Origin of the sequence: Pseudomonas sp. CFBP 13711 (assembly GCF_014842265.1) — a bacterium.
GTDB lineage: Bacteria > Pseudomonadota > Gammaproteobacteria > Pseudomonadales > Pseudomonadaceae > Aquipseudomonas.
The window spans coordinates 290520-304048 of the sequence record NZ_JACYVI010000002.1 but is presented as its reverse complement, the minus strand read 5'-3'; the positions used below and the strand labels follow the sequence as shown (position 1 = coordinate 304048).

At 61.0% G+C, this 13529-nt stretch carries 14 protein-coding genes; 9 read left to right on the top strand and 5 right to left on the bottom strand.

All coding sequences use genetic code 11. From position 1 onward, the window contains the following. The first annotated feature begins 17 nt into the window (after positions 1–17). The 4 genes from gnd to IFT47_RS06310 all read left to right on the top strand — a co-directional run bounded on the left by gnd (position 18) and on the right by IFT47_RS06310 (position 5236). Positions 18–995: a phosphogluconate dehydrogenase (NAD(+)-dependent, decarboxylating) gene (gene gnd, locus IFT47_RS06325; RefSeq protein ID WP_192172119.1), complete on the top strand. Its 978-nt coding sequence runs from the start codon at positions 18–20 to the stop codon at positions 993–995. After that, positions 995–2518, top strand: coding sequence for a glucose-6-phosphate dehydrogenase (zwf, locus tag IFT47_RS06320; protein WP_192172118.1), 1524 nt, complete (start codon positions 995–997; stop codon positions 2516–2518). The genes gnd and zwf overlap by 1 nt, the downstream gene beginning before the upstream one ends. Continuing rightward, positions 2515–3333: an HAD family hydrolase gene (locus IFT47_RS06315; RefSeq protein ID WP_192172117.1), complete on the top strand. Its 819-nt coding sequence runs from the start codon at positions 2515–2517 to the stop codon at positions 3331–3333. Before zwf ends, IFT47_RS06315 begins: the two co-directional genes overlap by 4 nt. Before the next feature lie 97 nt (positions 3334–3430). Continuing rightward, positions 3431–5236: a glycoside hydrolase family 15 protein gene (locus IFT47_RS06310; protein ID WP_192172116.1), complete on the top strand. Its 1806-nt coding sequence runs from the start codon at positions 3431–3433 to the stop codon at positions 5234–5236. A 489-nt stretch (positions 5237–5725) separates the two neighbouring features. Here IFT47_RS06310 and alkB read toward each other — a convergent pair whose 3' ends face one another. The 3 genes from alkB to IFT47_RS06295 form a co-directional block, all read right to left on the bottom strand. Continuing rightward, positions 5726–6403: a DNA oxidative demethylase AlkB gene (gene alkB / locus IFT47_RS06305; RefSeq protein ID WP_407073221.1), complete on the bottom strand. Its 678-nt coding sequence runs from the start codon at positions 6401–6403 to the stop codon at positions 5726–5728. A 29-nt stretch (positions 6404–6432) separates the two neighbouring features. Then, the gene (locus IFT47_RS06300) at positions 6433–6612 is read right to left on the bottom strand and encodes a hypothetical protein (RefSeq protein ID WP_192172114.1); all 180 of its coding nucleotides are present in this window, start codon (positions 6610–6612) and stop codon (positions 6433–6435) included. Between the two features lie 96 nt (positions 6613–6708). Then, entirely contained in the window at positions 6709–7014 is a 306-nt protein-coding gene (locus IFT47_RS06295; RefSeq protein ID WP_037010615.1) for a DUF1883 domain-containing protein, read from the bottom strand. Between the two features lie 203 nt (positions 7015–7217). On the opposite strand from IFT47_RS06295, the gene IFT47_RS06290 reads away from it, so the two are divergent. After that, positions 7218–7574, top strand: coding sequence for a hypothetical protein (locus IFT47_RS06290; RefSeq protein WP_122534636.1), 357 nt, complete (start codon positions 7218–7220; stop codon positions 7572–7574). A 56-nt stretch (positions 7575–7630) separates the two neighbouring features. Here the strand turns inward: IFT47_RS06290 and IFT47_RS06285 are convergent, their stop codons facing one another. Both IFT47_RS06285 and IFT47_RS06280 read right to left on the bottom strand, forming a co-directional pair. After that, positions 7631–7912 (bottom strand): hypothetical protein, encoded by a 282-nt coding sequence (locus tag IFT47_RS06285; protein ID WP_065987192.1) that lies wholly within the window; start codon positions 7910–7912, stop codon positions 7631–7633. Between the two features lie 180 nt (positions 7913–8092). Beyond that, entirely contained in the window at positions 8093–8278 is a 186-nt protein-coding gene (locus tag IFT47_RS06280; RefSeq protein WP_065987194.1) for a hypothetical protein, read from the bottom strand. A 349-nt stretch (positions 8279–8627) separates the two neighbouring features. On the opposite strand from IFT47_RS06280, the gene galU reads away from it, so the two are divergent. The 4 genes from galU (at position 8628) to ahpC (ending at position 13523) form a co-directional block, all read left to right on the top strand. Beyond that, entirely contained in the window at positions 8628–9470 is an 843-nt protein-coding gene (gene galU / locus IFT47_RS06275) for a UTP--glucose-1-phosphate uridylyltransferase GalU (protein WP_192172113.1), read from the top strand. Between the two features lie 136 nt (positions 9471–9606). Then, positions 9607–10962, top strand: coding sequence for a glutathione-disulfide reductase (gene gorA, locus IFT47_RS06270; RefSeq protein WP_192172112.1), 1356 nt, complete (start codon positions 9607–9609; stop codon positions 10960–10962). Positions 10963–11067: 105 nt separating this feature from the next. Beyond that, positions 11068–12780 carry a hybrid sensor histidine kinase/response regulator gene (locus IFT47_RS06265; protein WP_407073220.1) on the top strand — a complete coding sequence of 571 codons (1713 nt, stop codon included), beginning with the start codon at positions 11068–11070 and terminating at the stop codon, positions 12778–12780. A 179-nt stretch (positions 12781–12959) separates the two neighbouring features. Next, positions 12960–13523, top strand: a complete 564-nt coding sequence (ahpC, locus tag IFT47_RS06260) for an alkyl hydroperoxide reductase subunit C (protein ID WP_065987199.1) — start codon at positions 12960–12962, stop codon at positions 13521–13523. Positions 13524–13529 lie beyond the last annotated feature (6 nt).

The following is a 13529-nucleotide window of genomic DNA, read 5'->3' as shown; positions in this document are numbered from 1 at the left end:
TTAAGGAGCACCTCTACATGCAACTCGGGATTGTTGGACTAGGCCGCATGGGCGGCAACATCGCACGTCGACTGATGCTCAATGGCCACACGACCGTGGTCTATGATCGCGATGAGAAGTCTCGCACAGTGCTCGCCGCAGAAGGCTCGACCCCGGCAACAGACCTCGCCTCACTGGTCGCTGCCCTGGAAAAACCGCGAGCCGTCTGGGTGATGTTGCCTGCTGGCGCTCCAACCGAAGACACCATCAACGAGCTGGCCGACCTGCTCGATGCCGACGACGTGATCATCGACGGTGGCAACACCTTCTATAAGGACGACGTACGTCGCTCCGTGGCGCTGAAAGACAAAAACCTGCACTACGTAGACGTGGGCACCTCCGGCGGCGTCTGGGGTCTGGAACGTGGCTATTGCATGATGATCGGCGGTGAAACCGACGTCGTCACGCGCCTCGACCCGATCTTCAAGACCCTGGCCCCCGGCATTGGCGACATCCCGCGCACCAAGGACCGTTCCAAAGACGCCGATCCTCGCGCCGAGCACGGTTACATCCACGCCGGCCCGCCGGGCGCAGGCCACTTCGTCAAGATGATTCACAACGGCATCGAGTACGGCATGATGCAGGCCTTCGCCGAAGGCTTCGACATCCTCAAGACCAAGAACTCGGAAAACCTCCCTGTCGAGCAGCGCTTTGACCTGAACCTGGGCGACATCGCCGAAGTCTGGCGTCGCGGCAGCGTGGTCTCCTCCTGGCTCCTGGACCTGACCGCCGACGCTCTGGCCACCGACCCACAGCTCAACGCCTATTCCGGCTCCGTCGCCGACAGCGGTGAAGGCCGCTGGACCATCGAAGCGGCCATGGAGCAGGCGGTGCCGGTTCCGGTGCTGTCCACTTCGCTGTTCGCTCGCTTCCGCTCCCGTCAACAAAGCACGTACGGCGACAAAATGCTGTCCGCCATGCGTTTCGGATTTGGTGGTCATAAGGAACCAAAATAATGGGTTTATCCCGCAGCAAGCAGAATGCTCCGGTCGCTCCGGCGACCACGCTGTTCCTCTTCGGCGCCCATGGTGACCTGGTCAAACGGCTGTTGATGCCGGCCCTCTACAACCTGTTTCGCGACGGGTTGGTGGGGGAGGACCTGCACATTGTCGGCGTTGACCACAACACCGTCAGCGATGCCGATTTTGCCAAAAAGCTCGAAGATTTCATTCGTCAGGAGGCGGCCAGCAAGGTCGCCCAGGGCGGCGAAGAGCCTCTGGATCCGGCGCTGTGGGGTAGCCTGTCGAAGCGCATCACGTACATCACCGGCGATTTTCTCGACGATTCCACGTACGCGGACATCGACGCGAAGATCAAGAGCACGGGCACCCGCAACGCCGTGTTCTACCTGGCGACCGCGCCGCGTTTCTTCAGTGAAGTGACGCAGCGTCTGGGCTCTTCCGGGCTGATGGTCGAAGACGACGAGAGCTTCCGTCGCGTGGTGATCGAGAAGCCGTTCGGCCACGATCTGCCCAGCGCTGTGGCCCTGAACAACTGCTTGTTGAAGGTCATGAGCGAGAAGCAGATCTACCGGATCGACCATTACCTGGGCAAGGAAACGGTGCAGAACATTCTGGTCAGCCGTTTCTCCAACGGTCTGTTCGAGTCGTTCTGGAACAACCACTACATCGACCACGTGCAGATCACTGCGGCCGAAACCGTGGGCGTCGAGACCCGTGGCAGTTTTTACGAGACCACCGGCGCCCTGCGGGACATGGTGCCCAATCACCTGTTCCAGCTGCTGGCGATGGTGGCAATGGAACCGCCCGCTGCATTTGGCGCCGATGCCGTGCGTGGCGAGAAGGCCAAGGTGGTCGGTGCGATTCGGCCTTGGTCGGAAATGGAAGCGCTGGCCAATTCGGTGCGCGGTCAGTATTCCGAGAGCAGCATCGATGGCAAGGCCGTCACCGGCTACCGCCAGGAAGACCGTGTCGATCCCGAGAGCAACACCGAAACCTATGTCGCCCTCAAGGTGATGATCGACAACTGGCGCTGGATGGGCGTGCCGTTCTACCTGCGCACCGGCAAGCGCATGAGCGTGCGCGACACCGAGATCGCCATCTGCTTCAAGCCGGCGCCATACGCGCAGTTCCGTGATACCGATGTCGACAGCGTCGCGCCGAATTTCCTGAAGATCCAGATCCAGCCTGACGAAGGCATGTGGTTTGATCTGCAAGCCAAGAAGCCCGGCCCGACCCTGGACATGCAGACCATCGAGCTGGGTTTTGCCTACAAGGACTTCTTCGAGATGCAGCCGTCGACCGGGTACGAAACCCTGATCTACGATTGCCTGACCGGCGACCAGACCCTGTTCCAGCGCGCCGACAACATCGAGAATGGCTGGCGTGCCGTGCAACCATTCATTGATGCCTGGGCGAAGGATCCGCAAGTGGACCTTTATCACGCAGGCGAGGACGGGCCCTCGGAGGCCGATGAGTTGCTGGCCCGTGGCGGCCGCACATGGCAGCGCCTGGGATGAGTGACGTTTCGCAGTCCCTCATCCAGTTCATGCTGTCCGACATCGACGGCACGCTGCTGCACCCCGATCACAGCCTGAGCCAGGCCAACATTGACGCCGTGCGTAAATTGCAGGAGGCCGGGATTCATTTCTCGGTCGCCAGCAGCCGCCCGCCGCGGGCCATGCGACAGCAGATCGAAGCCCTGGGCATCACACTGCCGACCGTGGCGTTCAACGGCGCCAACATCATCAACCCGGACGGCAGTTTGTTGAAGGCCCACCGCATTGATGCCGCAGCGGCCCGCACCAGTCTGGAGTTGTTCGCCAGCGAGGCGGTGGCGGTCTGGGTCTTTGCCGATGACCAGTGGCTGCTGCTCAATCCCGAAGGCGATTACGTCGACCACGAACGCAACACGCTGGGCTACGACTTCGTTCAGGTCGACAGCTTCGACGAATACCTGGACCGCATCGACAAGATCGTCGCGGCGAGCAAGGACTTCGAGCTGCTCAAGCGCCTGGAGGCCACGCTCAACCCGCTGATCGCCAAGTCTGCGTTGGCAGCCCGTTCACAATCCTACTACCTGGACGTCACCGCGCTGTACGCCAACAAGGGCACTGCCCTTGAGACGCTGGCCGATGCGTTGGGCGTGCCGCTGGCCCACACCGCGGCGATCGGCGACGCGGGCAACGATGTGGCGATGTTCCTTCGCGCCGGGCTGTCGATTGCGATGGGGCAGGCCGAGGTGGGCGTCAAGACCCAGGCCAACTACGTTACCGACAGCAATGCCGATGACGGGCTGGCGAAGGCCATCGAGCGTTACATCCTGCCCCGTTGATTCGGGGCGGCGGTTGCGCTGCCACTCATGGGTACCGCTACTCAAGGGCACGGCGCACAACAAGAATAAAGTGCTCACCAAGAGGGATAACCGCCCGATGGCTGTATTGATCGAAGATTACGCGCTGCTCGGCAACTGCCGGACCGCAGCGCTGGTGGCCCGCGACGGGTCGCTGGACTGGCTGTGTTTCCCGCGCTTCGATGCGCCGGCCTGTTTCGCCGCGCTGCTGGGCGACAGCAACAACGGGCGCTGGAAGCTGGCGCCGGTCGACGGCAGCGCCCGATCCCGCCGCAGCTACCGTGACGGCACACTGATTCTCGAAACCCTCTTCACCACCGACACCGGACAGGCGCTGCTCATCGACTTCATGCCCATGGAGATCGACAGCAGCGTGGTGCGCATCGTCGTTGGCGTAGAAGGGCGCGTGGATTTTTCCATGGATCTGGCGATCCGCTTTGACTACGGCAGCACCGTGCCGTGGGTCGAAAAGCGAGATCCGCATACCATGACCGCCGTTGCCGGCCCGGACATGCTGGTGCTGCGCACGCCCGCCGAACTGCACCCGATGGACCATCACACCGAGAGCCTGTTCAGCGTTGAAGCCGGTCAGCGGCTGGGCTTCACGCTGTCCTGGCAGGTCTCCCACGAGCCGGTGCGTGCAGGGTTCGACGTGGAATCGGCGCTGCAGCAGACCGAAACCTTCTGGCGTGATTTTTCCGGCCGCTGCCCGGATGTCGGCCCCTGGACGGATCAGGTCAAGCGTTCGCTGATCACCCTCAAGGCCATGACCTATTCGCCGACCGGCGGGATCGTCGCGGCGGTAACCACCTCGTTGCCGGAGCAACTGGGCGGCGAGCGCAACTGGGATTACCGCTTCTGCTGGCTGCGCGACGCGACCATGACCCTGCTGGCGTTCATGAACCTGGGCTACTTCGAAGAAGCGACCGCGTGGCGCAACTGGCTGCTGCGCTCGATCGCGGGCAACCCGGAACAGGTGCAGATCATGTACGGCCTGGCGGGGGAACGGCGCTTGCTGGAGTATGAGTTGCCGTGGCTGGCCGGCTACGAGCATTCGCGTCCCGTGCGGGTCGGAAATGGTGCGGCCAGTCAGGTGCAGCTGGATGTGTACGGCGAAGTCGCCGACGCCATGACCCAGGCCCTTAAAAACGGCCTGCCGGCGCTGCCGCGCAGCACGGACATCCAGAAAGTGATCATGCCGTTTCTGGAAAAAGTCTGGCATCAACCGGACGCCGGCATCTGGGAAATCCGCTCGGCACCTCGGCATTTCACCCATTCCAAAGTCATGGCGTGGGTGTCATTTGACCGCAATGCCGGGGCGTTGGACAAGAGCGATGACCCGCAAGACCGCGAGCGGGGTCGGCATTATCGTGAGGTCGCCGATCAGATCCACGCCGACGTCTGCGCCCACGGCTTCGACGCAGAATTGGGCAGCTTCGTGCAGACCTACGGCGGCCAGGAAATGGACGCCAGCCTCCTGCAGATCGCGCTGACCGGCTTCCTCCCCGTCGACGACCCCCGCGTCACCGGCACCGTCACACGGATTGAACAGTCGCTGATGAAGGACGGCCTGCTGCTGCGCTACGACAGCGAACGCAGCACAGATGGCGTGTCGGGCAGCGAAGGGACCTTCCTGGTGTGTTCGTTCTGGCTCGCCGACGTCTACGTGCTGCAAGGCCGCGACGACGAGGCCCAAATCCTCTTCGAACGCCTGCGTGGCCTGTGCAACGACGTCGGCCTCCTCGCCGAACAATACGACCCCCAGCAAAACCGCATGCTCGGCAACTTCCCCCAAGCCTTCAGCCACATCGGCATCATCAACACCGCCCTGAACCTTCACCGCGTCATCTGCCCCGTAAAAAGCCGCGCGGCCACTCGGTCCTAGTGGGGCAGGGCATTAGCCGATGTCGGTGATGGGTGGGACAGGTTTTGCGTTACGCTGAGAGATTGATAGCGCTCACAGGGGCCTCTTCCCGGCTAAAGCCGGTCCCACTAAAAAGCAGCGTATGCTGCAGCGGGATCGGCTCCGACTGTAGGACCGGCTTCAGCCGGGAAGCTTTTGATCTTGATCTTCAAACACAAGAGGTCCATTCACCGCCAATCGCGACTTGGGTGCAGGCTGAACGCAGGTCTCGCGGAGTGGGCCGAGCCGCATGGATGCGGCGAGAGCGCCGTCAGGGCATGGATGCCCGTTCGGCGCGGGCCCACGGAGCGGGACCGGAGTGAAGGAACCCCGACGCAGGAGGGGCCCAACCAGGAGCAAGCACCCTTGGTTACTTGGGGTGCTTTTCCAAGTAACTCGCCGAAGGCGAAACAGTCTGCCCCCAGGCAGACGCTCTTGATCTTGATCTTGATCTTTAGACGTAAACCCCAATCACCGCGCCTTGCGAAACGTAAAATTAATCCGCTGCTCCCCCAACTGCGGATGCTCCGCCTGCCGAATCGGCAACACCCCATGAAAGCGCAGCCGATCAACCCCGCCCCACACCACCACATCCCCATGAAACAACGGCACCCGCTGAGTCGGATCACTGCGCCCAAGCCCGCCAAACAAAAACATCGCCGGCAAGCCCAGCGAAACCGACACCACCGGCCACTCCAAGCCGCGCTCATCCTTATCCTGATGAAGCGACATCTTGGCTCCCGGGATGTAACGATTGATCAGACACGCATCCGGCACAAACCCCGCAAACCCGGCAGCCGAAGCCGCCGCCACCGCCAACTCCATGAAAACCCCAGGCATCGCTGGCCATGGCTCACCCGTGAGCGGATCGATGGGAGAATATTTATAGCCACTTCGGTCAGTGGTCCAGCCGAAGTCCCCGCAACTGCTCAACGCCACCGACATCGTGTAACCACCGGGCGTGACCATATGGCGGAACGGCGCCTGGGTCAGCACCGACTCCAGCGCAGGCAGCAATGACTCGATGAAAGGCAAAGCGAAGCCACGAAACACAAACGACGCCGGCCCGATCTGCTCATGTGAAGGCGGTTGCGGCGTGTCCTCCGCGAACAGATCAAACGTCGCCGGCGTCGTGCCTGTGCGCTGCATCACCATGGGCTTCCCCGTTCAGATTTCGGCTACAGCGCTTTGCTGACCTTCACATCGCTGATGACATCGGTGCTGTCGCCGTGCATCTTCTGCAGGGCGGCCAGGGCCTCATCGGCGGAGGGCGACTGCAACAGGGCAAACTCGAAACGACGCTCGCCGTTGAGCTTGTAGCTGATTGCGTATTTGACGACGGGGGCAGGGGTGCTCACATTTTACTCCTGGAAAAAACTGACCGGATGTTCGCAAAAAAAATACAAAGATTTCACGCCAGCCGGTGTTCAATGGCGCTTTGGCTCAATGGCGCATCAGCTCAGACGCGAGGACGAGCGGCGAACGATTTTGATCGAATGGGTGAAGGCAGTCTTGCGCCCGCCATGGCTGTCGAGCTTGCGGCCGGCGGTGTCAATGGTGATGTTCCAGAAGCCGGTGCTGGGCACCGCGATTTTGGCGGGGAAACGGTCAAACGCGCCGCCGTGGTAAGTGTGACGACCGCCGTTTTTGAAGCTGCGGAAGTTGGCATCACTCATCAGGCGTATGTTGCAAAGCTGGGAGCATTCGATGACGACCATGTCGTCTTCGTTGAGGTGCTCGCGCTGGTGTACGAATTTCATGGGTGTCTCCGGAGACAGCGTTCTCGAAAACCCGAAACCATAGCACGACGAGCCTGGGCATTGATCTTCCCGGCGGGTTTTATTGATCGAGGACTCGCTTGAATCGACGCAAGGCTGACCGCCAGGCTGGCAGTTAAAAAAGCACACGCGCGGGATTTAATCCGGGTCGGGCTTGTCGTAAGCACCTTTACTGGAGGGATTGTATGAAATTGGCGGTTGTTATTCTGGCCCTGGCGATGACCGGTTGCGCCACAGTTACGGACATCGAACACACCCCGGCGACCATGAGCGTCATGTCCGGCAAGTCGCCGAAGGATTATGCCGCGTGCTTTGTCGGACGCATCTCTGACAGCCGCAAGCCGCCGCAGATCGAGCCGCATAAAGAGGGCCTGCGCATCATCGTTCCACAGAAGTTGCTGACCAGTGACCCTGCTGCCATCGTCGATATCGAGACTCGCTCCAGCGGCAGCTCGATCAAGCTGTTCGAACGCCTGTCGAACAACCCCCTGCGGCCCAAGGACGTGCAGCACGCCGTGACGGCCTGTATCTCGGGCGAGTGACGCGGTTGCGGGGCGAATCAAGGGTGACGCAGTTCCACGGTTAGACGGGCGAGACGTTATTTGCAGACCACCAGCACCGTGCGGTTTTTATAGTTGCCGACATCGACACCCAGGGTCTTGTCGTCTTCCTTGGGTTGCGGCGTGCCGTTGGTGCTGACGATGTTGTAGCCGGTGCCCGCGCAGGAGGCGTCAGCCTTTTCGTAGCAGGCGGCCCAGGACATGGCTTCGCCGGAGCAGTCGATGCTCAGCGCCTGCTTGCCGTCTTTGAGGTAAGTGTTCTGCGCAGTCGCGCAGCCGGTCAGGGCCAGTACAGCAATGACGGATAAGATCTTGATCATGGTGGAATGCTTCGCGATGAGGGCCGGTGTGGGAATTGCTAGTCTGAGACTGAGAGGCGGTGCCATCGTTCCGGCATCACCGTAGATTTTTTGCAGGACTTGCTCGGCGACATCCATGGCCGAAGCTGCGCAGGAGAGGCCTCGGCCGCACTCCATTGCGGAGCGGGCCGGGCGGCCTGATCAGTCCTTCTTGTCAGCCCGACGACGCGGGGCTGGCGTGTCTTCGAACACGGCGGCGACTTCGATGGCGCTGCTCTCGCTGGAGAACGGGCCTGCCACGGCTTCACCGTCGTGGCCGACCAGCCACCACTGGCCGTCCTGGAGCTTTTTGATCTGGTAACCGTTCACGCTTTTGACTTCAGACATCGACTCGTCTCGATTAGTAATTCAGGCGCCCATGATAATCGGCAAATGCCAAAGGGCAATCGCACAATTTCCCACGCGCGATGGCGAACAGGGCTACGCTTGCGAAGGTCACCGAACGGCGGTTACGCGGCGCTGGATGCCCTCGTACGAAGGACAGCATGGAATTCCAATAATCAGTGGGTGAAGCGTGGCGAGTGAGCTGGTTGCTGAGCTATTGGTGGAACGATCTGCGGAACTATCTGCGTCAGCGTTCCTCTACCTAGGCAGCGAACGGCCAGTAGCGGCATTGTAAGGTTATCGCCGCCTCATTAGACTGCGCCGCAACACCCCCAGCTCATCAAGGATTTATATGATCAAGAAATGCTTGTTCCCTGCAGCCGGTTACGGCACTCGCTTCTTGCCAGCGACCAAGGCCATGCCCAAAGAGATGCTGGCCGTTGTCAACAAGCCACTGATCCAGTACGGCGTGGAAGAAGCACTTGCTGCGGGTTTGACTGAAATCTCCATTGTCACCGGCCGCGGCAAGCGCGCGCTGGAAGACCACTTCGATATCAGCTACGAGCTTGAGCACCAGATCAAGGGCACCGACAAGGAAAAATACCTCGTCGGCATCCGCAGACTGATCGACGAGTGCAGCTTTTCCTACACTCGTCAGACCGAAATGAAAGGTCTGGGTCACGCGATTCTGAGCGGTCGTCCGCTGATCGGTAACGAGGCATTCGCCGTGGTGTTGGCGGATGACCTGTGTGTCAACCTGGAAGGTGACGGCGTTCTGGCGCAGATGGTCAAGCTGCACCAGCAGTACAAGTGCTCGATCGTGGCGATTCAGGAAGTTGACCCGAACGAGACCAACAAGTACGGCGTGATTGCTGGCGAAGAAATCAAGCCAGGCCTGTTCCGCGTCACTGACATGGTCGAGAAGCCGGCACCGGACGTTGCTCCGTCCAACCTCGCCATCATCGGCCGCTACATCCTGACCCCGGACATTTTCGAAAAGATCGAAAACACCGAGCCAGGCAAAGGCGGCGAAATCCAGATCACCGACGCCCTGATGAAGCAGGCCGCCGAGGGCAACGTCCTGGCGTACAAATTCAAAGGCAAGCGTTTTGACTGCGGCGGTGCCGAAGGCTATGTGGAAGCCACCAACTTCTGCTTCGAGCACTTCTACAAGACCGGCAAATCGACTCAGTGATGCATCTGTATCGGTAGTCAGCGTCTAGCTGTGCTGTCAGACAAAGCCACCTTCGGGTGGCTTTGTCGTTTCTGTCCTGCGGAACTTGCCGAGCGCGCTCAAGCGGTTATGCTAGCGCATCGCTTGGGAGAGACACATGAGCTACGACTTTGACCTTTTTGTAATTGGCGCGGGCTCGGCCGGCGTCCGCGCAGCGCGGTTTTCCGCCGGTTTCGGCGCGCGCGTGGCCGTGGCCGAGAGCCGTTATCTGGGGGGCACCTGCGTCAACGTTGGTTGCGTGCCGAAAAAACTGATGGTCTACGGCGCGCACTATTCCGAAGACTTCGAACAGGCGAAAGGCTACGGCTGGAGCAGTGGCGAGGCGCATTTCGACTGGCCCACCCTGATCGCCAACAAGAACCGTGAAATCAGCCGCCTCAATGGCGTCTACCGCAAGCTGCTGGACAGCAGCGGCGTGACACTGATGGAAGGCCATGCGCGCCTGCGCGGCCCCCACGAAGTCGAAATCAACGGCCAGGTTCACACGGCCGAGCACATCATGATCGCCACCGGTGGCTGGCCGCAGGTGCCGGACATTCCGGGCCGCGAGCACGCCATCACCTCCAACGAAGTGTTCTTTCTCGAACAGATGCCCAAGCGCGTCGTCGTGGTCGGCGGCGGCTACATCGCAGTCGAGTTCGCTTCGATCTTCAACGGCCTGGGCGCTGACGTCTCGCTGATGTACCGCGGCGAATTGTTCCTGCGCGGGTTCGACGAAAGCGTGCGCACCCATCTGCACGAAGAGCTCGCCAAGCGCGAGATGGACATCCGCTTCAAGACCGAAATCAACAGCATCGAGAAGCTGGCCGACGGCACCTTGCAACTGAGCCTGAACGACGGCAGCTCGTTCAACACCGACTGCGTCTTCTACGCCACCGGCCGCCGTCCGATGCTCGATAACCTGGGCATGGACACCGTCAACGTCGAGCTGGATGAGAAAGGCTTCATCAAGGTCAACGGTGACTACCAGACCACCGAGCCATCGATCATCGCCGTCGGCGATATCATCGGTCGGGTGCAGTTGACGCCGGTGGCCCTGGCCGAAGGCATGGCCGTCGCGCGGCGCCTGTTCAAGCCCGAGCAGTACCGCCCCGTGGACTACCGCCACATTCCCACTGCCGTGTTCAGCCTGCCGAACATCGGCACGGTCGGTCTCACCGAAGCCGAAGCCATGAAGGACGGCTATGCGGTGCAGGTATTCGAAAGCAAGTTCCGGCCGATGAAGCTGTCGCTGACCGACAACCAGGAGCGCACCCTGATGAAGCTGGTGGTCGACGCCAAAACCGATCGCGTTCTGGGTTGCCACATGGTCGGCCCGGACGCGGGCGAGATCATCCAGAGCCTGGCGATCGCGCTCAAGGCCGGCGCTACCAAACAGATTTTCGACGACACCATTGGCGTGCATCCTACGGCGGCGGAGGAATTCGTCACCATGCGCACACCGACGCGTTAAGGCGTGCGCCGCGCGTGTGATTGAACGACACGCGGCACATGTGAACGGTCCGGCCTCCATGGAGGGAGCTGGACGAGCCATTGTTTTTAGGGACGGACCCACTCTTTGACCAGCACGAGTTTTTCGGCAGCCATGCCCTTGAATCCAGCAGGACCTGACGACCAGGCGCTTTCCAGAACCGAAACGCTTGAGGAAAGTGAGCGGCAGTTTCGCAGCCTCGCCGACAACATGAGTCAGTTGGCCTGGATCGCCGATCCGGCCGGGCGCATCCATTGGTACAACGAGCGCTGGTACAGTTACACCGGCACCTCGTACGAGGCGATGATGGCGTTGGGCTGGCGATCGTTGCATCACCCTGACCATGGCCAGCGCGTCGAGTCGCGCCTGCAGCGCTGTTTCGCGACCGGGTCATTGTGGGAAGACACCTTCCCGCTGCGTGGCAAAGACGGCCAGTACCGCTGGTTCCTGTCCCGTGCGTTGCCGATCCGCGACGACCGCGGCAGCATCACCCACTGGCTGAGCACCAGCACGGACATCACCGCGCAAGTCAGTGCCGAAGATGCCCTGCGTGAGCTGAACGAGAGTCTTGAGCAGCGAGTTGCCGCGCGTACCCGTGAGCTGGCCGAGAGCAATGAGCGCCTGCAGATCGAAATCAGCGAGCGCGCCCAGGCCGAAGAGGCCCTGCGCCACGCGCAGAAGATGGACGCCATCGGCCAGCTCACTGGCGGCATCGCCCACGATTTCAACAACATGCTGACCGGCGTGCTTGGCGCGCTGGACTTGATTCAGCGTCGGGTAGCCGCAGGTCGCGTGTCGGAGATCGATCGTTACATCGAGGCCGCCATGGGCTCGGCCAACCGCGCCGCCTCACTCACCCATCGCCTGCTTGCGTTCGCCCGCCGCCAGTCGCTCAACCAATGCCCCGTGGACGTCAATCACATGGTGACGTCGATGGAAGAGTTGCTGCGCCGCACCATCGGCGAAAGCATCGAGCTGGAAGTCGATCTGCACGGGACCTCGTGCCTGACCAACACCGATGAGCACCAGCTGGAAAACGCCTTGCTCAATCTGGTCATCAACGCCCGCGACGCGATGCCCGATGGCGGCAGGCTGCTGATCCAGACTGAACTGACCCACATTGCCCTGTTGCAGGATGCGCTGGCACCGGGCGACTACGTGCGCCTTCGCGTGCAGGACACCGGAATGGGCATGTCCAGCGAAGTCATCGCTCGGGCTTTCGATCCGTTCTTCACCACCAAGCCGATCGGGCAGGGCACCGGGCTGGGCCTGTCGATGGTCTACGGCTTCATCAACCAGACCGGCGGCCGGGTCAGTATTTCCAGCGAAGAAGGGCGCGGCACGCGGATCGATTTGCTGCTTCCCTGTCATGAGGCTGCCGCCGAGTGTGCGCCCGTCGTGAACCCCAGCATCGAGCCGCCTCGCGCCAGTCAGGGCGAGCGCGTGCTGGTGGTCGAAGACGAGCCCGATGTGCGCATGCTGGTGGTGGATGTGCTGAAGGAGCTGGGTTACCGGGTGATCGTGGCCTGCGACAGCCATGAGGCGCTCCCGGTCCTGCAGGGCAGCGATCCGGTCGATCTGCTGGTGACGGACGTTGGACTGCCGGGCTTGAATGGTCGTCAACTGGCGGAGGTGGCCCGTCAGCACCGCCCCGGCCTGAAGGTTCTGTTCATGACCGGCTATGCGCGAGAGGCCGAGGTGCGTGGCGACTTTCTCGACGATGGCATGGATCTGCTCACCAAACCCTTCAGCATCGACGAACTTGCGGTGCGCGTGCGAAGCCTGATCGAGTCAGACTGAACGCGCCTTCCCCGGCCCCGACCGTCCATCAACAACGTCTTCTATTAATAAAGCATCCTTATAGTCAAAACCAATCGTTAGCATGAGGTTTGCCAATGAGTTCTTGCCGACGATTTTGCGTAGTATCCTCCCCATCGAATTTGTAACACCCATTTCCACAACCCTCAGGAGATTCACTGATGCCTATCATCAACAGCCAAGTCAAACCGTTCACGGCAACTGCTTTCAAGAACGGCAACTTCGTAGAAGTGTCGGACGCCGACCTGAAAGGCAAATGGTCTGTGGTGTTCTTCTACCCGGCTGACTTCACCTTCGTTTGCCCAACCGAGCTGGAAGACCTGGCGGACAACTACGCCGAGTTCCAGAAACTGGGCGTCGAAATCTACAGCGTTTCCACCGACACTCACTTTGCTCACGCTGCCTGGCACAACACTTCGCCAGCCATCGGCAAAATCCAGTACACCATGATCGGTGACCCAACCCTGAAAATCTCCCGCAACTTCGACGTCCTGATCGAAGAAGCAGGTCTGGCTGACCGCGGCACGTTCGTGATCAACCCGGAAGGCGAAATCAAAATCGTCGAACTGAACGACGGCGGTGTTGGCCGTGACGCTTCCGAGCTGCTGCGCAAAATCAAGGCGGCTCAGTACGTCGCTGCTCACCCGGGCGAAGTCTGCCCAGCCAAGTGGAAAGAAGGCGAGGCCACTCTGGCACCGTCCCTGGACCTGGTTGGCAAGATCTAAGTCGTC